Annotated in this window: 15 protein-coding genes and 1 pseudogene; 15 read left to right on the forward strand and 1 reads right to left on the reverse strand. The window is 57.6% G+C overall.

Features of this window, described 5'->3' with window-relative positions:
* The first annotated feature begins 363 nt into the window (after positions 1-363).
* The 10 genes from exaC (at position 364) to ACZ89R_RS14305 (ending at position 11703) form a co-directional block, all read left to right on the forward strand.
* Positions 364-1884 (forward strand): acetaldehyde dehydrogenase ExaC, encoded by a 1521-nt coding sequence (exaC, locus tag ACZ89R_RS14260; protein ID WP_052967093.1) that lies wholly within the window; start codon positions 364-366, stop codon positions 1882-1884.
* Positions 1885-2149: 265 nt separating this feature from the next.
* Positions 2150-3520 carry an ethanolamine permease gene (gene eat / locus ACZ89R_RS14265; RefSeq protein ID WP_429545445.1) on the forward strand — a complete coding sequence of 457 codons (1371 nt, stop codon included), beginning with the start codon at positions 2150-2152 and terminating at the stop codon, positions 3518-3520.
* Positions 3521-3720: 200 nt separating this feature from the next.
* Positions 3721-5115, forward strand: a complete 1395-nt coding sequence (locus tag ACZ89R_RS14270; protein WP_429545444.1) for an ethanolamine ammonia-lyase subunit EutB — start codon at positions 3721-3723, stop codon at positions 5113-5115.
* An 8-nt stretch (positions 5116-5123) separates the two neighbouring features.
* The gene (gene eutC / locus ACZ89R_RS14275) at positions 5124-5948 is read left to right on the forward strand and encodes an ethanolamine ammonia-lyase subunit EutC (RefSeq protein WP_429545443.1); all 825 of its coding nucleotides are present in this window, start codon (positions 5124-5126) and stop codon (positions 5946-5948) included.
* 112 nt (positions 5949-6060) lie between these two features.
* Complete coding sequence (locus tag ACZ89R_RS14280; protein WP_095633937.1) at positions 6061-6522, forward strand: GNAT family N-acetyltransferase; 462 nt, start codon at positions 6061-6063, stop codon at positions 6520-6522.
* A 341-nt stretch (positions 6523-6863) separates the two neighbouring features.
* A complete protein-coding gene (locus ACZ89R_RS14285) occupies positions 6864-7520 on the forward strand; it encodes a DedA family protein (protein ID WP_192345302.1) in 657 nt (218 codons plus the stop codon).
* A gap of 6 nt (positions 7521-7526) precedes the next feature.
* A complete protein-coding gene (locus ACZ89R_RS14290; RefSeq protein WP_429545442.1) occupies positions 7527-8339 on the forward strand; it encodes a M90 family metallopeptidase in 813 nt (270 codons plus the stop codon).
* Between the two features lie 113 nt (positions 8340-8452).
* Positions 8453-8980 (forward strand): inorganic diphosphatase, encoded by a 528-nt coding sequence (ppa, locus tag ACZ89R_RS14295; protein WP_008052339.1) that lies wholly within the window; start codon positions 8453-8455, stop codon positions 8978-8980.
* Between the two features lie 233 nt (positions 8981-9213).
* Positions 9214-9960, forward strand: a complete 747-nt coding sequence (locus ACZ89R_RS14300) for a S24 family peptidase (RefSeq protein ID WP_429545441.1) — start codon at positions 9214-9216, stop codon at positions 9958-9960.
* 537 nt (positions 9961-10497) lie between these two features.
* Positions 10498-11703 (forward strand): tyrosine-type recombinase/integrase, encoded by a 1206-nt coding sequence (locus tag ACZ89R_RS14305; protein ID WP_429545440.1) that lies wholly within the window; start codon positions 10498-10500, stop codon positions 11701-11703.
* On the opposite strand, the pseudogene ACZ89R_RS14310 reads toward ACZ89R_RS14305, so the two are convergent.
* Positions 11684-11896 (reverse strand): annotated as a pseudogene (locus tag ACZ89R_RS14310) (addiction module antidote protein); the annotation flags it as partial. The gene ACZ89R_RS14305 and the pseudogene ACZ89R_RS14310 overlap by 20 nt on opposite strands.
* 154 nt (positions 11897-12050) lie before the next feature.
* On the opposite strand from ACZ89R_RS14310, the gene ACZ89R_RS14315 reads away from it, so the two are divergent.
* The 5 genes from ACZ89R_RS14315 to ACZ89R_RS14335 all read left to right on the forward strand — a co-directional run bounded on the left by ACZ89R_RS14315 (position 12051) and on the right by ACZ89R_RS14335 (position 20858).
* Complete coding sequence (locus ACZ89R_RS14315) at positions 12051-16676, forward strand: NACHT domain-containing protein (RefSeq protein ID WP_429545439.1); 4626 nt, start codon at positions 12051-12053, stop codon at positions 16674-16676.
* Between the two features lie 1211 nt (positions 16677-17887).
* Entirely contained in the window at positions 17888-19288 is a 1401-nt protein-coding gene (locus tag ACZ89R_RS14320) for a YfjI family protein (protein ID WP_274074432.1), read from the forward strand.
* On the forward strand, positions 19272-19631 hold the full coding sequence (locus ACZ89R_RS14325) for a hypothetical protein (protein WP_274074431.1): 360 nt from the start codon (positions 19272-19274) through the stop codon (positions 19629-19631). The genes ACZ89R_RS14320 and ACZ89R_RS14325 overlap by 17 nt, the downstream gene beginning before the upstream one ends.
* Complete coding sequence (locus tag ACZ89R_RS14330) at positions 19609-20589, forward strand: integrase domain-containing protein (RefSeq protein WP_429545438.1); 981 nt, start codon at positions 19609-19611, stop codon at positions 20587-20589. Before ACZ89R_RS14325 ends, ACZ89R_RS14330 begins: the two co-directional genes overlap by 23 nt.
* On the forward strand, positions 20586-20858 hold the full coding sequence (locus ACZ89R_RS14335) for a hypothetical protein (protein ID WP_274074429.1): 273 nt from the start codon (positions 20586-20588) through the stop codon (positions 20856-20858). Before ACZ89R_RS14330 ends, ACZ89R_RS14335 begins: the two co-directional genes overlap by 4 nt.
* Positions 20859-21030 lie beyond the last annotated feature (172 nt).

Here is a 21030-nt window from a genome sequence, read left to right on the forward strand (position 1 = left end):
TTTGATTTTGATTTTTTCAAGATCAAAAGATCGCAGCCTTCGGCAGCTCCTACAGGGGTATGCGGCAGCCATCAAAGGTGTAGATCCTTATGACTTAGTCATATGAGCACCGAGCATCCTCCAGCCTGGCCAGCATTGCAATGCTGGCAAGACCGCTAAGTCACAGGTCGTGCCACAAACGGTACAAAGTGTCACAGGGGCTGTACCGCAAGCGTCACAAACGCTGCCCATTCGTCCGACAAAAAACACGCAAGGCCTTGATTTACCTGATCTGCAGCGCAGTGGCCCGACCTTTGCTCTACGCTTAATGCAGCGCTTTAGCGCGTCCTCCCTTATAAGCACAAAAGCCAAGGAGAAATCACCATGCGTTACGCTCACCCCGGTACTGAAGGCGCTATCGTTTCGTTCAAGAGCAAATACGGTAACTACATCGGCGGCGAGTTCGTCGCGCCTGTCAAAGGTCAGTACTTCACCAATACATCGCCGGTCAACGGCCAACCTATTGCCGAATTCCCGCGTTCCACAGCCGAAGACATCGAAAAGGCCCTGGACGCTGCCCATGCCGCCGCCGATGCCTGGGGCGCCACGTCCGCCCAGGCACGCTCGCTGGTCCTGCTGAAAATCGCCGATCGCATCGAACAGAACCTGGAGGTGCTGGCGATCACCGAATCCTGGGACAACGGCAAGGCCGTTCGCGAAACCCTCAACGCCGACATCCCGCTGGCCGCCGACCATTTCCGCTACTTCGCCGGTTGCATCCGCGCCCAGGAAGGCAGCGCCGCCGAGATCGACGGCAACACCGTGGCCTATCACATCCATGAACCTCTGGGCGTGGTCGGGCAGATCATTCCGTGGAACTTTCCGATCCTGATGGCCGCCTGGAAACTCGCCCCGGCCCTGGCCGCCGGCAACTGCGTGGTCCTTAAACCGGCCGAGCAAACGCCACTGGGCATTACCGTGCTGATGGAACTGATCGGTGACCTGCTGCCACCCGGCGTGCTCAACGTGGTGCAAGGCTTCGGCAAAGAAGCCGGGGAAGCCCTGGCCACCAGCAAGCGCATCGCCAAGATCGCTTTCACCGGTTCGACCCCGGTCGGCTCGCACATCATGAAATGCGCCGCCGAAAACATCATTCCGTCCACCGTGGAGCTGGGGGGCAAGTCGCCGAACATCTTCTTCGAAGACATCATGCAAGCCGAACCGACTTTCATCGAGAAAGCGGCTGAAGGCCTGGTGCTGGCGTTCTTCAACCAGGGCGAAGTCTGCACCTGCCCGTCCCGCGCCCTGGTGCAAGAGTCGATCTACGACGAGTTCATGAAAGTGGTCATGAACAAAGTCCTGCAAATCAAACGTGGCGACCCGCTGGATACCGACACCATGGTCGGCGCCCAGGCATCCGAGCAGCAATTCGACAAAATCCTTTCGTACCTGGAAATCGCCAAGGGCGAAGGCGCCGAGTTGTTGACCGGCGGCAAAGTGGAAAAACTCGAGGGCAGCCTGGCGACCGGGTATTACATCCAGCCGACCCTGCTCAAGGGCACCAACAAAATGCGCGTGTTCCAGGAAGAAATCTTTGGCCCGGTGGTGAGCATCACCACCTTCAAGGACGAAGCCGAAGCCCTGGCCATCGCCAACGACACCGAGTTCGGCCTGGGCGCCGGCCTCTGGACCCGCGACATCAACCGCGCCTACCGCATGGGCCGCGCCATCAAGGCCGGTCGTGTGTGGACCAACTGCTATCACCTGTACCCGGCTCACGCCGCGTTCGGTGGTTACAAAAAGTCCGGCGTCGGTCGTGAAACCCACAAAATGATGCTCGACCACTATCAGCAGACCAAAAACCTGCTGGTGAGCTACGACATCAATCCGTTGGGCTTCTTCTAAAAACCGGGGGCGATACCGATGTTTCGGTGTCGCCCTTCAGATGGCAATCGCGAGCAGGCTCGCTCCCACATTGGATTTGGGTCAACCCCCGAAAGTTGATTCACCACCTGACCCTGTGGGAGCGAGCCTGCTCGCGATGGCGTCCTCAACGACACACCAATCATCGCCCTGCCTGTCTGGCATGGGCTTTGCGTGCCTGCTCCACACATAAATGCCATACCCGAAAGTCCAACAGATCAAACAATAAAAAAGACAGAGAGGACTTATGACTTCTACTACACAGCTCAAACCCACACTCGGCACCCTGCACCTATGGGGTATTGCCGTCGGCCTGGTGATTTCCGGCGAATACTTCGGCTGGAGTTACGGCTGGGGCACCGCAGGGACCCTGGGTTTTCTCGTCACCGCCCTGATGGTGGCGACGATGTACACCTGCTTTATCTTCAGTTTCACCGAATTGACCACCGCCATTCCCCACGCTGGCGGGCCGTTTGCCTATAGCCGCCGGGCCTTCGGTGAAAAAGGCGGACTGATCGCCGGCATTGCGACCCTGATCGAATTCGTCTTTGCGCCACCGGCAATTGCCATGGCCATCGGCGCCTACCTCAACGTGCAATACCCGGAACTTGACCCGAAGATCGCTGCTGTTGGTGCCTATTTCGTGTTCATGGGCTTGAATATCCTCGGCGTGAGCATCGCTGCCACGTTCGAATTGGTGGTCACCGTGCTGGCGGTCGCCGAGTTGCTGGTGTTCATGGGCGTGGTCGCACCGGGCTTCAGCTTCAGCAATTTCGTGCTCAATGGTTGGTCGGGTACCAACGAATTCACCATGGCCTCGATCCCCGGCATCTTTGCGGCAATACCTTTCGCGATCTGGTTCTTCCTCGCCATTGAAGGCGCCGCCATGGCCGCCGAGGAAGCCAAGGACCCGAAACGCACGATCCCCAGGGCATACGTCAGTGGCATTCTGACCCTGGTGTTCCTGGCCATCGGCGTCATGGTGATGGCGGGCGGTGTCGGCGACTGGCGTCAACTGTCGAACATCAACGATCCGCTGCCTCAGGCGATGAAAGCGGTGGTCGGCAACGATTCGACCTGGATGCACATGCTGGTCTGGATCGGCCTGTTCGGCCTGGTGGCGAGTTTCCACGGGATCATTCTTGGCTATTCGCGGCAGTTCTTCGCCCTGGCTCGCGCTGGTTACCTGCCCAAAGGGCTGGCTAAGCTGTCGCGCTTCCAGACGCCGCACCGGGCGATTCTGGCGGGCGGCGTGATCGGCATCGCGGCAATCTACAGCGACGGCCTGGTCAACCTGCAGGGCATGACGCTGACGGCGGCAATGATCACCATGTCGGTATTCGGCGCCATCGTGATGTACATCATCAGTATGCTGAGCCTGTTCAAATTGCGTAAAACCGAGCCGAACCTGGAGCGTACCTTCCGCGCACCGGGCTACCCTATCGTGCCGGGGATCGCGCTGTTTCTGGCCGTGGTGTGCCTGGTGGCGATGGCGTGGTTCAACACCTTGATCGGGTGTGTGTTCCTCGGGTTCATGGCGGCCGGCTACCTGTATTTCCAACTGACGGCCAAGCAGCGTTCCGATGCGCCGGCGGATGCGATGCTCGAAGGCGTCTGAGTTGCACCGGCGCCGGGCTGATTCCCGGCGCCTGCCATATTGAAGTGCACGCAGTTCCCATGTGGGAGCGAGCCTGCTCGCGATTGCGGTCTGACATCCAAAACATGTGTTGAATGACACACAGCGATCGCGAGCAGGCTCGCTCCCACAGGGGGCAGCGGTGCATTTGAGTTATTTATTGAATCAGGAGGACACCGCCCATGGCCGTATTTGCCCATACCGTCGGCGCCCAGACCTACCGCTTCGACAGTCTCAAAGATGTCATGGCCAAGGCCAGCCCGGCGCGCTCCGGGGACTTTCTGGCCGGCGTTGCCGCCCTCAACGATGGCGAGCGAGTGGCTGCGCAGATGGCCCTGGCTGACATCCCGCTGACTCACTTCCTACAAGAAGTACTGATTCCTTACGAGGCCGATGAAGTCACCCGGCTGATCATCGACACTCACGATAAACAGGCTTTTAAAGCGGTCAGCCACCTCACTGTCGGTGGCTTTCGCGATTGGCTGCTCAGCGACGCCGCCGACGAACAGAGCCTGCGTGCCCTCGCCCCAGGCCTGACCCCGGAAATGGCCGCCGCCGTGTCGAAGATCATGCGCGTGCAAGACCTGGTGCTGGTGGCGCAGAAAATCCGCGTGGTCACGAAATTTCGCGGCACTCTGGGCTTGCGCGGCCGGCTCTCGACACGCCTGCAACCCAATCACCCCACCGACGAACCGGCCGGTATCGCCGCGAGCATTCTCGACGGCTTGCTGTACGGCAACGGTGACGCGATGATCGGTATCAACCCGGCCACCGACAGCATCGCTTCGATCTGCGCCATGCTGAAAATGCTCGATGCGATCATCCAGCGTTACGAAATTCCTACACAGGCCTGCGTGCTGACCCACGTCACCACCTCCATCGAGGCGGTGAATCGCGGCGTTCCGCTGGACCTGGTGTTTCAGTCGATCGCCGGCACTGAAGCGGCCAACGCCAGTTTCGGTATCAACCTAAACGTCTTGCAGGAAGGCTATGACGCTGGCTTGAGCCTGAATCGCGGCACGTTGGGCCAGAATCTGATGTATTTCGAGACTGGCCAGGGCAGCGCCTTGTCGGCCAACGCCCATCACGGCATCGATCAACAGACCTGCGAAACCCGCGCCTATGCTGTGGCACGCCATTTCAAACCGTTTCTGGTGAACACCGTCGTAGGCTTCATCGGCCCCGAATACCTCTACAACGGCAAACAGATCATCCGCGCCGGCCTCGAAGACCACTTCTGCGGCAAGCTGCTGGGCGTGCCCATGGGTTGCGACATCTGTTACACCAATCACGCCGAAGCCGATCAGGACGACATGGACACCCTGCTGACCCTGTTGGGCGTGGCCGGGATCAACTTCATCATGGGCATCCCCGGCTCCGACGACATCATGCTCAATTACCAGACCACATCGTTCCACGACGCCCTTTATGCCCGGAAAACCCTGGGCCTGAGACCGGCGCCAGAGTTTGAAAACTGGCTGGCGAACATGGGCATCTTTACCCAGACAGACGGCAAAATTCACTTCGGCGACAACCTCCCGCCGGCCTTCCGCCAAGCCATGGCGCAACTGGGATGAGTATTGAGATGGATAAACCACCTGTCGATCCGCAAAACCCATTGCTGGAACTGCGTCGCCTGACCCCCGCACGTATTGCCCTCGGTCGTACAGGCACCAGTATGCCCACCAGCGCACAGCTGGATTTTCAGTACGCCCATGCACAGGCCCGGGATGCGGTGCACCTGCCGTTCGACCACAGGGGGCTCAGTTCGCAACTGGCCGAGCGTGGACGTGAGAGTTTGCTGTTGCACAGCGCCGCCACGGACCGGAACAGCTATCTGCAGCGCCCCGATTTGGGGCGCAAGTTGAGTGATGAGTCGGCGCAGATCCTGCGCGACTACGCGCTGAGCCATCCTGGCGGGATCGATTTGGCCGTTGTGGTGGCCGATGGCCTCTCGGCATTGGCCGTTCATCGCCATACCTTGCCGTTCCTGGCGCGCATGGAAGAACAGACAGCCGCTGAGGGTTGGTCCCTGTCGCCGGTGATTCTGGTGGAACAAGGCCGAGTTGCAGTGGCCGACGAGATTGGCGAACTGCTGGGCGCGAAGATGGTGGTCATATTGATCGGCGAACGCCCGGGCTTGAGCTCGCCAGACAGCCTGGGGTTGTATTTCACCTATAATCCCAAAGTCGGACTGACAGACGCCTATCGCAACTGCATCTCGAATGTTCGGCTCGAAGGCTTGAGTTACGGCATGGCGGCACACCGCTTGCTGTATTTAATGCGCGAAGCCTGTCGGCGGCAGTTATCGGGGGTCAGTCTGAAGGACGAAGCCCAGGTTCAGACGCTGGAGTCGGACATTGGTGCAGATATGAAAGGTAATTTCCTACTGAGCCCGTCGGATACCTGAACCGTTTCCGCATTGCGTTTCTATTCAGGTTTCAGGCAGGATCGATGCACGGCCGCCAGGGTTTCCCGTCGCCGTCACCACGTAAGACAGCCACTTGAAGACGAGACCTACCATGCGGATTATTCAAGCGACCCTCGAACACCTCGACCTGCTGACCCCGTTGTTCGTCAAATATCGTGAGTTTTACGGTTCCCTGCCGTATCCGGACTCGTCCCGGGCGTTCCTCGAGAAACGCCTGCGGCGCAAGGAATCGGTGATCTACCTGGCCCTGGCCGATGACGACAACAACAAACTGATGGGTTTCTGTCAGTTATACCCGAGCTTTTCGTCTCTTTCGCTTAAACGCGTGTGGATCCTCAACGATATCTACGTCGCTGAAGACGCCCGCCGCCAGTTGGTGGCCGACAACCTGATCCGTACCGCGAAAAAAATGGCCAAGGAAACCAATGCCGTGCGCATGCGCGTTTCCACCAGCAGCAACAACGAAGTCGCGCAGAAAACCTACGAATCCATCGGGTTCAGGGAAGACACCGAGTTCAAGAACTACGTGTTGCCGATCAGTGAGGAGCTGTAAGCACTGGGGCCTTTGTGGCGAGGGGGCTTGCCCCCGTTCGGCGGCGCAGCCGTCGTAAAACCTGAGCATGCGGTGTATCTGAAAAACCGTGACTACCTGGTTTAGGGGTCGCTTCGCAACCCAACGGGGGCAAGCCCCCTCGCCACAAAGATTGTGCAATGCCAACAGACCTATGATCGTTCCATCGACATCCCCCGCTACAAACTCGAGGCGTTTTTCACTTCTCTCCCCGTATAATGCCCATTCTTCCGGCTCGTAAGAAAAATCACAGTTAGCTGTAGTCTTACGCGAAGCCATCCGCACAGGCCTGCAGAGTCGGGCCATCACCACAGGTGCTTTCCATGGATTTCAACCCGATCGACCTTATCCTGCATCTCGATGTTTACCTCGACTTGCTGGTAACTAACTACGGGGCATGGATTTACGCCATTCTGTTTCTGGTGATCTTCTGCGAAACCGGTCTGGTGGTGATGCCGTTCCTGCCGGGCGATTCCCTGCTGTTCATCGCCGGCGCCGTGGCGGCCGGTGGCAGCATGGACCCGGTGCTGCTGGGCGGCCTGCTGATGCTGGCGGCGATTCTCGGTGACAGCACCAACTACTTGATCGGCCGCACCGCCGGCGAAAAGCTGTTCAGCAACCCGAACTCGAAAATATTCCGCCGCGACTATCTGCAACAAACCCACGACTTCTACGACAAGCACGGCGGCAAAACCGTGACCCTGGCGCGCTTCCTGCCAATCATCCGTACCTTTGCCCCGTTCGTCGCCGGTGTTGGCAAAATGCCTTACCCGCGTTTCTTTGCCTTCAGCATCCTTGGCACCATCCTCTGGGTGGGCGGCCTGGTCACCCTCGGCTACTTCTTCGGCAACGTACCGTTCATCAAGAAGAACCTGTCACTGCTGGTAGTGGGCATCATCCTGCTGTCGCTGCTGCCGATGATCATCAGCGTGATCCGCAGCCGCCTCGGGAATGCCGCGTCCAAAGCCGAACCCCGCTGACTCACGATGTGGTCCCTTAGCGCCTGGCGACGCCAGCGCACCCTGGCCAGGCATCCGATTGCCGACGACATGTGGCAACGGGTGCGCCATCACTTGAGGTTTCTCGATGGCCTCAGCGCAGCCGAAGACCAGTGGCTGCGGGAAGCCTGCGTGCTGTTCCTGCAAGACAAACACCTGACCGCCCTGCCCGGCGTCGAGCTTCACCAGGAGCAACGCCTGCTGCTCGCCGCCCAGGCCCAATTGCCGCTGCTGCATCTGGGCGATCTGAACTGGTATCAGGGCTTTCACGAAATCATCCTCTACCCCGACGATTTCCTCAGCCCCCAGCGCCATCGCGATGCCAGCGGCGTTGAACACGAATGGGACGGCGAACACAGCGGCGAAGCCTGGCAGCAAGGTCCGATCATCCTCGCCTGGCCCGGCGTAATGGCCAGCGGTGGCTGGGAAGGCTACAACCTGGTGATCCACGAACTCGCGCACAAACTCGACATGCTCAACGGCGACGCCAATGGCCTGCCCCCGCTGCATACCGATATGCGCGTCAGCGACTGGGCCAGAATCATGCAAGAAGCCTATGACGACCTCGACCGGCAACTGGACCGCAACCCCGACGCCGAAACCGCCATCGACCCGTACGCAGCGGAAAACCCCGCCGAGTTCTTCGCCGTCACCAGCGAATATTTCTTCAGCGCCCCGGACTTGCTGCATGAGGCATATCCACAGGTTTATGAGCAGCTGAAGTTGTTTTATCGGCAGGATCCGCTGGCCCGGCTACGGCAACTTCTGGCTGAAAACCCGGTCTATCAGGCACACGACTAAGGTCTACACGACCTCTGGCGCATGGCAACGGTGGCAGAATATGCCTATAATCGCCGCCACTTTTTGGTCAATCCGGCCAAGTTTTTTTGGTCAACTAACGGGGGCACCGCCCAATGAGCTACAGCAAGATTCCGGCTGGCAAAGACCTGCCGAACGACATCTACGTCGCGATCGAGATCCCGGCCAACCACGCGCCGATCAAATACGAAATCGACAAAGACAGCGATTGCCTGTTCGTTGACCGTTTCATGGCCACCCCGATGTTCTACCCGGCCAACTACGGTTACATCCCCAACACCCTGGCCGACGACGGTGATCCCCTCGACGTGCTGGTCGTAACCCCTTACCCGGTTGCCCCAGGCTCGGTAATCCGCGCGCGTCCAGTCGGCATCCTGAACATGACCGACGACGGCGGCGGCGATGCCAAAGTGATCGCGGTTCCACACGACAAGCTGTCCCAGCTGTACGTCGACGTGAAGGAATACACCGATCTGCCTCCGCTGCTGATTCAGCAGATCGAGCACTTCTTCGCGAACTACAAAGATCTCGAAAAAGGCAAATGGGTCAAGATCGAAGGCTGGGCCGGCGCAGATGCCGCCCGCGACGCGATCACCAAGTCGGTTGCTGCCTATAAAGGCTGAGAAGCCGCGGTAAGCTTCTAGCTGCGACGTTTGAAGAAGAACCCCGGTTGATCCGGGGTTTTTTGTGCGCGCTTGCAAAGCCTCTTTTAAACCGGTCGCTTAACGCTTGGGGGCATTGGTTTTTTCTCGTTTAATTTCCACTAAAAGCGCCTTACATCCAGTCTTAAATTTCCCTCGAAATTTGAACGGATCGTTTATTCAAACCCCCGTCCTGCGCCAGTAGACTCGTGTTTATGAAAAAGAACACTAGCGGCCCACGGTTTAAAGCACTCCTCGAAACAGCGAAAATCACAACCACTGGATTTGCCGCTTTCTTCGACACGGAAGCGCAAAATATCCACAACTGGTACACCCGAGGTGTGCCCGCCTACCGCATGGAAGAGGTCGCCAGATTACTCTCTGTAAACAGCGACTGGCTGAAAACCGGCGAAGGCCCGAAAGAGTCCTCACGCCTGCGCGTACTCGACGAGTCCGGCAACACCTTCGACGCCCAGGCCATCCGCGGCATCTACACGGTGATCGAGCCCATCGACGTCGAATTGCCCTTCTATATAGAAACAGCCACCGCCCCGGGCTCCAACAAAACCCACGTCGTCAAAGACCCCAGCCAATCCATCCGCCTGCCTCGCAGCCACCTCGACTCTCTGGAAATCAAGCACGCTGACGCTATCTGTACCCACATGATCGGCAACAGCATGGGCGAAAAGATTGAAGATGGCTCGACGCTTGCGATCGACCGTGGGCTGACGCAGGTTATTGATGGGGAAATTTATGCGATCGAGCATGACGGGATGTTGCGGATCAAATACCTGCACCGGATGCCGGGGAATGCGTTGCGATTGCGCAGCTATAACAAAGCCGAGTATCCAGACGAGATCTTCAGTGCCGAGCAGATCGACAAGCAAAACATCAGGGTATTGGGGTGGGTATTCTGGTGGTCGACGCTCAACAAACGCCGGCCGTCGGTGCCCTTCCTCTAAGCGTTAAAAGATCGCAGCCTGCGGCAGCTCCTACGGTGGGAAAGGGAAATGCAGGCCCCTGTAGGAGCTGCCGAAGGCTGCGATTCTGGCAATCAACCCGAAACCCAACTGCCCGGCCCTACAGAAACTCTCCTGCCAACAAATACCCCATCGCTCTACCCGGCACTTCCCGCTGGGAATTCCTCAAAAAAATCAGTATGCTGCGCCCCACATTTGCGCATCGACCCGTTCCACGGCTCAGATCGCACCGACAAGGCAGATCACTTTCTCGCCAAGTCCCACAGCCGGACGCAAGATCCGGGTGTACGTTTTGAAGGCTGGCGCGGTTTACCAAAAATAAACCAAGCCAGTCCCCGAGAAGCCGGCCACAAGCCGGCTTTTTAATGCTTTTTTGAAAGCCACCCTCATCTACTGAAAACCGCAAGAGCCTTGCTAGATCAAGGGTTTCAGCCTATTTTCGTTCCTGTGACTTCCGTTTTGATCCGAGGCGTTCCACGCGTAAGTGGGGGAACAAGTGGGGGAACAGAGGGCGAAAAAATGGGCAAACTGACCGCCAATCAAGTCAAAAATTTGGTTGAGGCTGGGACGTACGAAGACGGTGACGGGCTTCGTCTTTTGGTGAAACCTTCAGGACGAAAAACCTGGGTACTTCGTTTTCAATTGAATGGCAAACGCAGGGAGATGGGTCTGGGGAGTTACCCTCAGCTCAACCTGAAAAAAGCCCGCGCAACCGCCTATGAAAATAAAGTGCTTATCCTCAATGGCACTGATCCACTCGCGAAACGACAGGCTGAACAAGCCGCTCAGCGGGAAGCCGCACGCCGGGAACTGGCGCTGCTGATTACCTTCGAGAAGCTGGCCACTGACTACCGAGACGCCCATGGATCAAGCTGGTCGGAGAAATGGCGCAAGGGTTGGCTGAGGAAACTCGAGCTCTATGCTTTCCCTACCATAGGGACGCTATCAGCTGACCAAATCGAGACCAAACATCTGATCAAGGCCTTACAGCCACTCTGGTCAAGCAAGACGCGGACGGCTGATGAGGTTCGAGGGCAAATCGAACAAATACTCGACGCCGCAAGAGCACGAGGCCTCAGGACCGGAGAGAATCCTGCTCGCTGGCGCGGTCATCTGGAAAATCTCCTCAGTCGGCACGAAAAGAAAAAAGCTCGCAAACGCCAACATCACCCGGCACTGAAATGGCAGGACCTACCAAAACTCATGGAAATCCTGCACAAGGATCCCAGCCACGTTTCTATCGCGACTCAGTTGCTGATCCTATCCGGTGCCCGCTCACACATGGTCCGATTTGCACGCTGGGATGAGTTTGACCTTGAGGCTGGCCGCTGGTCTTTACCCGACGAACGAATGAAGACCCGTCAGGCCTTCGCGATCCCACTCGCCCCCGAGGTCGTCTCACTGCTAAAGAATCTCCCGAGGCTCGGCCGCGAGAGCCCATACTTGTTTCCAGGTCGCGGCCGAAGCGGTGTCATGCACGCCAACGGTATCCGTAATCTGTTGCACGGTCTCGGCTATGAAAGCATCACCCGCCACGGTTTTCGCTCAACCTTCCGCGACTGGGCGGGCGAGCAGACCAATATTTCTCGAGAAATCTGTGAGCTGGCGCTGGCTCATGATGAGCGAGATGAAACAGAAAGTGCGTATTCCCGCTCTGATTTCTTCGATAAACGTCGAGGGCTGATGGAGCTGTGGGCGCAGTACGCTACGTCCATACCTGCCTAGGCCATCGCGACCCTACATGCGCTCGATCGGTCATATCCACGCTCATGGCGTGCATCACGGCCAGCATGGTCTTCAAAGTCGGGTTTCCCTTTTCGCTAAATGAGCGATAAAGCAATTCTCGAGAAAGTCCCGACTTACGGGCCGGCTCAGTCATGCCTTTGACGCGGGCAACAACGCCTATCGCCTTGGCGATAACCGATTTGCGGTACAGGATGGCAAGTCTCCTTTGAATCATTTGCGGTGACGTTGATAACATCTCAATAGCTGTGGCCCGCCAAGGCCGTTTGACAACGGTGTGCCCCCCTTCAGTAGCCATGGGGTTTCCCCAACCAACGACGAGACGACTCGTGACTCAATCACCTATCAACGGCAAAGACCTTCACGCATCTTTGGTTGATTTACGTAATCAACTCTTGGAGCTGCAGCCAGCCGGCCCTGGTGGGTTCGAAGGACTTATCGCCACCGCTCTCGCTGATTTGACCAAGCTGACATTCCGGCTCGCAAAGAGCGGCTCGCAGTTTGGACGTGACGCCACGACCCCTCGCGCTCACTTCGCAATAGCGATGGAAGCAAAACGCTACCGAGATTCGCTCAGACTTGAGGACATTGCAGGAAAGATTTGGATTGCGGCGCATGAACTCGCCTCCGACGTCGACCTTTGGGCTCTTTGTGCAACTTCGGAAATGGGCGACGGGGTCCTTATAAAGCTCGAACAAATGCTGGAAGATCGCGGCATCAGTCTTCTAATGCTGGACTGGACGGAAACGCCGCTCCCACGATTGGCAGTTCTTCTAGCAGCCAGTCGAACGAAGGTCGCACAATGGTGTGAACAGCATACGTTGTCTGCGACTGCGTCAAAGATTGATGCGGCACTTGCGAACGTTGCGGCCGACGCAGCCTTCGCTTTTGCTCGTGATCAGCTAAAAAAAGATGCAAGCGCCGGATATTCTGGCCTCGCAGCACTTGCAGAGGCGAACCGAGTTTGGTGTGAGCAGGTCTTTTCGGAGCGCATTGCCTCGCAGCAGGCGTTCGGTCAATACCTGACAGTTTTAGATCGCAGCCGCCCCGCCATTGTTCGCCCCTCCATTGAATCGACGCTAGATACAGCTCTTTCAACCATACAGCAGGCACCGGGGTGCATCGCCATTCTTGGGCCGGAGGGCGCTGGAAAATCTTGGCTAGCCGCACGCTGGTGGGTGACAACGTCAGACCAGCCCATCCTAGTCATCGGCGGCACGCAGGTCGCTGATTTGATCGAACCGAAGGAGCCGCTGAAGACCTTAGCTAAGCTAATTGCCGTACAGAGTGGGGGCGATCTGGGCGAGGAGTCTAAGCGTTGGCTACGACGGTTACACCGCTGGCAAGATCACCCACCTATTCAAGTAGCCGGAAAATTCCGTTTCCTGGTGGTCCTCGACGGGCTAAACGAGAGAAGCGGCATGCCATGGGCCGATACCATCGTGAAGCTTACCCCTGAGGTAAACAAGCTTGGTGGTCGCCTACTCCTGACCTGCCGTGAGCGGTTCTGGGATCGCGAAGTTGCACCACGCCTGGCAGGCGTCGCAGTCACGCCGGTCAAGGTCGGAGACTACAAGCCGGAGGAGCTAGACGAACTTCTGCTACAGAGAGGTATCTGCATCGAGACCATCCCGGAGCGTGTACGCACTTTCATACGCAATCCACGCATTTGCTCGGTTGCTCTCGATCTGCTGGACCGCCTTTCAGCGCAGGTCGATGAACTCACCATCGAACGGCTGCTACTGGAATACTGGAGGCGACGCCTCGAAGAACGCGGGGATCTGATAGCTCACAACATTCGCGATTTCGACAAGTTGCTCAGATCTCATGCCAAAGCTCTTCTCGAAGACCCAGGAATTCAATTCGACCGCGACGATTGGCGCGAACATTCTGGAGCAGCTAAGCGTGGCGATGGGCGTTCAGTCGAGCACGACCTAACGGATATCGAAGAGGGCGCGTTTCTTAGGGTCGTTGAAGATCAGGAAGGATTCTACGAGTTCAAGCCCGACACGGTCCCTTTCGCCTTGGGCCTATTGGTCGCTCGCGAGTTGCAGGACGAACTTCGCAAATCGGGCCGTAATCCAGCCGAGGTGATTGATAGCATCGTCGAGGAAGTTCAAGGATTTGATCTCGTAGGCGAGGCATTACGCTCTGCCGCAGGAATCGCATGCTTCGAGGAGAACTATCCGCCCAAGGCTCGTGCGGCGCTGATCTCAGCCTGGCTAGATCTTCAAAATATTCCGGACTCTGCATATGACTCGCTTACCGCCTATGCCATCGCCAGCCCTGAAGGGGTGCTGGACGCCACCGAAGCCAGCTTTGACGAGCACACAAACGCTCGGCGACGCCAGTGGTTAATCGGGGCGATTCTTAACTCTAGAGACCGTCCACGAGTCGAATTGAAAGTGGAGCCTCGTATTGGGAGGTGGCTCGCGCGCTGGTCACGAACTCCACGACGAATGGGCGCTCGGAACGAAGGAGAGGACTCTCGCCTCCATGAACATGCGGCGCGGATCTCAGACAAGCTCAATCACCTAACGCCTGTCGAAAAAGACTTTCTTGCAAGGTCTTGCGAGGAGGTGGATGCACCCGAGGCCATGCAGTTGGACTTTCCAGCGGCACTTCTGATGGCGGGCCGGCCTCAAGTGGCTTTTGCCGAAGGTGTCTTGGGTTGGGCCTTCGCCTGGTCGCTCACCGGAGATTTTCAGCGCGCCGAGGCTGAACTAAGCTGGGCTGTTCGACTGAACAGAAATGACTTCCCTGCTTTCGAACGCAATTTACGCGCCGCTATCGAGACCCTGCTTAACGCACCACACTCTGACGTAAGTCGGAAAGCTGCTGCGATTGCGCTGCGCGTCCTTGGCACAGTTGCCTCTTCTGAGGAAGCAGATCGATTGAGCCCTCGTCCGCTAGGCGAGCGACGGCGTCGCGTCGAGAACTACTGCGCCACAGATCCATTCGACCCTTCGTCAGCCCGCCCGTCGAACCTCGGCAATGCAATCCAAGCAGCCAACGCGATAGCTCCAGCGAATGTATGGAGTCAGTTCTCCAAGAATCAAGAAGACCTTGAATTGGACTGGATCACTGCCGGGCTGGCCAGATTCGAAGCTGATGCGATCATCCCACTACTGCGCACCACAGCGCGCACGATGGAAACACGAAGTCAGCTCTCTTTGCGTCAGCTAAGCTGGCGGCTACAACGGGTTAGTCCACTGTTTGACACTCAGACTCTTACCTCTGTCCTCAATGGCTACAAGCGACTGGTGCTGCAACCTGAACTGATAGACGAGGCTGATAAAAACCATGTAACGGGTTCTATTCTCCTAAGCCTTCTCCCGCATTTTCCGGCAAATGAACAACTCCAACTGTATCTTGATCTTCCAACAGAGGTCGGCGACTGGTACACGTTCCGCGATGTATTCAAGGCTCTCGATGCCGCCGAACTCGAAACAGCCTTATCCGAGACAGAATCTGATCCGATTCGTCTCAGGAGGGTATTGTTTTTCGCCTCGGCTCATTGCTCAGCACTGACCAATCAGAGCCGTGACATATTGGGTGGAGCTCTAACGCACGACGATCCTCTCGTCGTTACCTACGCATCCGAAGTTGCTTATGTTGCCCGAGACACAGTGCTCGACGAACGGATCATTGCTGCTGCACAACAAGGCGACTTCTGCATTGAAGCAGGCGAAGAGGCCTTCTGGCGCGCACGAGCCGTGGCCGCCGCGATCGTTTCACTCGAACGTCATGGCGACACAGCCTTGATCGCCCCAGGCTTTGTTGGCTTCGCGGCTGAACAGCTTGGTGGAGCCCTCGATGACCGGTTGGTAACTGAGATGGATCTGACAATCGAGCGCCTTCTCCTCCCTATTCAAGCCCCGGAACCAGAACTCGGTCGATTGTTCCTTGAGGTTGGTCGAAGCGGTCAAGAGACCTGTCGGTATGTGGAAGATCGTGCGGATGAGGATCGCGAACAGGGGCTCGACGCGCTACGAAACCTTGCGACCGAATCTGAGGGACCTAGGCAGGGTATTGACGAGTACACCAACCGACAAAAAGCGCTTCGTGAAGAATCTGACGCATATCTCCGACGGCTAGAGATTGAGAGGGCGCAAGCACTCGCTCGCGAACCAGACTTAGTTGCTCTGAAGAGGTTGGCGTCGCTAGCTCCCGAAAATACTGCTGCTTGGGTCGGTCGCATTCTCGCGGAGACCGATCAGAAGCGGCTGTCAACTATCCGCAATTTCGCTTTGGGTCTTTCGGAAGCGTTGGCCGATACTAACCCTGATTCCGCTGCGGCTTTGCTAATCCATGTCAAGGACGCACAAAGCCCCGTCACAATTGTGGTGGGGGATGCCCGCATTCCACAACAAATAACAGCCTTGTTTGCCGGACGCGATGCCGAGGCCCTATCAGCGCTGAAGGAAAGGGCTTTTGATAGCGCAGCGACAGATGCTGACCTTGAGGCCTTGGTTTTTGCTGCGGAAGCGGCAGGGCACGCACGCTGGCTTTTCAACTGGATCCAACGCGAAGTAGAGTCCGGCATTCCTGGTCGCGTCGCGCGGGCGTTGATGGTCGAAGGATTGCGGAATGACGAGACTGGATCATCCCCCCTCCTTGCTCGTAACTGGGGCCCTGGATTCTTAGGCCAAGTCGCCGAACACGCCCGCTTTGCTTACAACCGCAACACTTGGGCGAAAACTTGGTCGATTCAAGCAGTCAGCTCGTCAGCCCCCTTAGATTTCTGGCGGTGGGGTGAGCTGACTACTGATATCGCCGACATTCGCGCATTCCATTGGTTTGACCCTAACCTTAATACACCAATGATTCAGCGATTTGGGAGCGAGCTCTTCAAACGCATCCGAAAGTCTGCGGAGGAACGGACAAAGAAGAGGAAAGATACGCTGTTCGGTTTGAAGAAGCCGAACAGCTTGCTGTCTCAGTTACTAAGTTAATCAGCCTAAACCGTTCGCTAATTCAGAAGGCTACCCTTCAGGGCATCGCGTATAGGGAACTGAATCGGTATGGGCTAGTCGCAGGCATTTGTTCACGCATCGCACGGCCAATCTGAAATCATCTTCGCCGCCTCCCACACCCACCCGTTTTGAAGCATGAGGGGCGAAGGACCAGACACACGTCTGGTCCTTCGCGTTTTACTCAAAAAGCTCCGGCCAAGTGAGCTTGCTCACGCCGCCTGCCGGAGATTTAGCCTCGCGATATCAAGATCACCACGACATTCAAGCGCTATGCATGCGTCGCATCTCCGTGGGATTCATAGGAACGACGACGGTGGGTTGACATGCGACTCCTCCTACCGCCGAACAGCTAATTGGTAAGGATACTGGCGACAGCGGCGACACTGGCGACAAGTCCCGTCAGCCGTGGCTTTGAGGTTGGCGACACATGTGGCGACAGTCGCCACTTTTGTCGCCGGCGTCGGTTAAAGGCTTGACCGACTTTATTCACAGGCGTAGATACTGGCGCATGGATCGCTGTCGTTGACAGCACCAGCCCAGGTAGCCCGAACCTTCGAGGCTACGCCACACAGTGGTGGTTCAATCCTAAGTGCGATCAGCGTCCGGTGGCTCGCACGGTCACAATCCCCTTGTGATGGATGCCTACCCCTCCTGTGTGTCTGTGCCGCAGACTGCCTGCTTCGTCACTTCTGCTCTGCAGCAACCTCCTCCCTTGGCCCACCTCGCTGCGCCAGACTGCGCCCGTCTCTTTCTTCTGGAAAGAGACGGGCGCTCATCACACTGCTGCAGCCCACGTCTGATCGGGCTTTGCGGCACTTCACCGCGTGACAATCGGCGTGACAAAACCGATTCGACACGTCTCGCATTTACGCTGGCGACGGTGCCGCAGCACAGGACAGGCTGCACCTGACTGACAGTCAGGCATGCCGCGTTTGCAACGATGATGCCCTCCTCCCGCCCATGATCTCGCGGCACCGGCCCCGTCAGCCGGTGCAGCCTCCACCCGCCCGCATCCTCGGATGCGTTCAGGAGGCCAGATTCATGGGAAATGCCCGCGCTCTTGGTCGTACAGAGCCGTTCGTTCCGCGTCAGTGAACACCCTCACAGGTCGCAGGGGCCTTTATCCCTGAGAACACTCAACATCCATGGCGGGAGCGTGAGGGAAACAACTGCTGAACAGGAGACAGATGATGCTGCAATCAACTTGGAGCTTGCCGCCGCAACCCTTGCTGGAGGCCAACCCGACGCCATTAGATTATCCGGTGGCTGCCCTCGGTGATCTGCTGGGACCGGCCGTCGAGCGCATGGCCGAAGTGATGGGTGTGCCGCAGGCCATGGCGGCGCAATCGGTGCTGGCCACCTCGGCCTTGGCCACTCAGGGGCATGCCAATGTGCATTTGGATGGCCGGGTCTATCCGCTGTCATTGTACCTGCTCACTATTGCGGCTTCCGGTGATCGCAAGACGGCGGTAGATAAGCTGGCCTTGCAGCCAGCCCGCGAATGGGAACGCCTGCAATGGCAGGCCTACCGCGAAAAACTCAGTCGCTATCGCGCCACACTTGCGCAATCTCAGAAGCAGATGGCAACGATCGATGGCCACACCGACACGCCAATCCAGATAGAGCCAGAGCCCGTAGCACCAAGGCTGATCAGCAGCGAACCGACCATCGAAGCCCTGACCAAAAGCCTGTGCTTGGGTCTGCCCAGCATGGGGCTGTTCAGCGATGAGGGCGGCCAATTCCTCGGCAGCAGCACTATGAGCCGGGACAACCGCCTCAAGGCCGTGACCACTCTGTCCTCGCTGTGGGACGGCAACCCCATCGATCGCTCTCGCTCCATGGCCGGAGAAAGCCTACGCGCCTACGACCGACGCTTGAGCCTGCATCTAATGCTGCAACCATATTTAGCGGGACAACTGCTCAAGGATCCGCTGCTCAACGGCCAAGGCATCTTCGCCCGCTGCCTGATCACCTGGCCACAGAGCTTGGCCGGACAGCGCTTTTACCAGCCGGTGGATCTCACCCAAGACATCAACCTCAAACGCTACTCCCAACGAATCACCGACCTGCTACAACGTCCTTGGGCAATTGGCAGCGATGGCGCGTTACACCCCAAAGCCCTGCCCCTGAGAAGCTTGGCCCGGCAAACCTGGATCAACCTGCACGACACTATCGAAACCCAACTGGGCGAGTTCGACGAACTGGCCAACGTGCGCCCCAGTGCCTCCAAGGCCGCGGACAATCTGCTACGGATCGCCGGCGTCTTTGCGGTACTGGAAGACAGCGACCTGATCGAGGTCACCCACATCCAGCGCGCTTCCTCGCTGATGGATTACTACCTGACCGAGATCCAACGGCTGACCGAGCAGGAACCGATCAACACCCAGCGGGAAGAAGCCGATCGGCTGCTGCGTTGGCTGCAGGAAAAACAGTGGTGCCGTTTCACGGTTCGAGATCTGTTGCGCAACGGCCCGCGCTTCGCCCGCAAAAGCAGCCATCACACGTTGGCCCTGCTGGTCGAGTTGATCACTCATCAATGGCTGGGCACCGACGGACACCACTTCGAGGTGCGCCATGTTTCGACTCAATGAAGCCCTACGCAACCGGCGCGACCAGGCGAAAAACGCTCATCATTTACAACTTGTCGCCACCACTGTCGCCACTTTGTCGCCACGCTCCACGCCAGGTACCACGGGGCTTGTCGCCACTGTCGCCGCTGTCGCCAAAAACCAAGGGAACAACTCACACATCAGCGATCTGGTTGAGCGCCTACACCAGGAAGGTGCCAAGTTGTTCTGCTTGGACAACCGACTGTGTTTTCGTCCCAGTGACTGGGGCCAACTACACCTCGTGAGCTGCCACTGGCGCGAGCTGCTGGCTTACCTGCTCCAACATGAGAAGGAGTTCCAAGATGGCCCTGATCGGCAGGCGTGACGGTCGCAACTTTGGTTATGGACGCCAACTGAGCTACGCCGGTCCGCAGGCGCTCAAGGATCTGTTCGGCGGCGGCCATTTCGCCACGGTCAAAGCCCACAGTGATCGTTGGCTGGCGTTCGTTAAGTGGTGCCGTTCCGAGCAAGGCCCTGGCTACAACGATGCGCGGCAAATCGATCGGCAGACGCTACTCAACTATGTCCAGTACCTTCGCCAGCAAATCGACCACGGCGACCTCCGCATCGCCACCGCGCAAAACCGGTTGTCCAGCGTTAACCGAACACTGGCGGCGCTGCGCGGTGATCAGCATGTGAAAGTCCCGAGCCCGAGCCAGGCATTAGGGCGGCAGCGCTCGACGATCCGCACCGTCGCGCCACAAGGGCAGGATCGGCAGCACATTGAGCGCATTACTCAGGCGCTCAGCGATAAACAGCTACACCGTGCCTGCGCCATCGTGCACTTGGCTCGTGTAACCGGCATGCGCCTTCGTGAAGCGATACTAGCCAACCTGCCGAGACTGCAACGTGAGGCGGAAAGGTTTGGTCGGATCAACATTCAGGACGGCACCAAAGGCGGTCGATCCGGTGCTTCCGCACCACGCTGGATTGCGGTGACTGAACAAGTCAGAACGGCGCTGCAGATTGCTCACGACGCCTCCCCCATCGGCAGCCGTAACCTGCTGGCACGTAATGAAAGCTACGCACAGTTCACATGGCAAACGGTACGTCCAGCGAGGGACATCCTGCATAACCTTAACCTTAAGGGTTTTCACGAACTGCGCGCGGTCTATGCCTGTGAACGCTATGAACGAATCACCGGTTATCTAGCCCCAATCAATGGTGGCGATGGCTACCGACAAGACCGAGCCCTCGATAAAAAAGCTCGTCAACAAATCAGCCACGAACTGGGGCATGGCAGGATCGATGTGGTCTCTGCCTACATAGGGGGCAGGAGATGAGCAAACCATTCGACATGAAGCTGTTCCTTAATGGAATTTTGGTCGGCTCGCACACCACCCGCCTTCGGCATCTTCGACAAGCGAAGATCATCCAGGCAGCCATTAGCGATCGCTGGCAACGAGACAATCCGTGGACGTGGCAGCAAAAACATCTGGCATGGTTTCTGAGCCACTACGTGGAAAACCACAGTGAAGCAACACGTTATTACTACCGCCTTACAGTCCAGTTGATCATGTCTCGACTTGGAAGATCATGGACGCTGCCGTAAGGACATAAGAGATTGAACGTCCCGCATTGCGATCGTGGTCCACCTTCTTCGATCAACCCATCGCGAACAATCCAAAACTTCTCCTCGGTCGGCAGCGGAAACTGTCCATGCAGACGCTCTAGAAGTAATTGGTTGCCAATGGTATTGCCATCGGCAGGCACCACCGCGAGGA

It is taken from the genome of Pseudomonas sp. TE3728, from assembly GCF_056279145.1.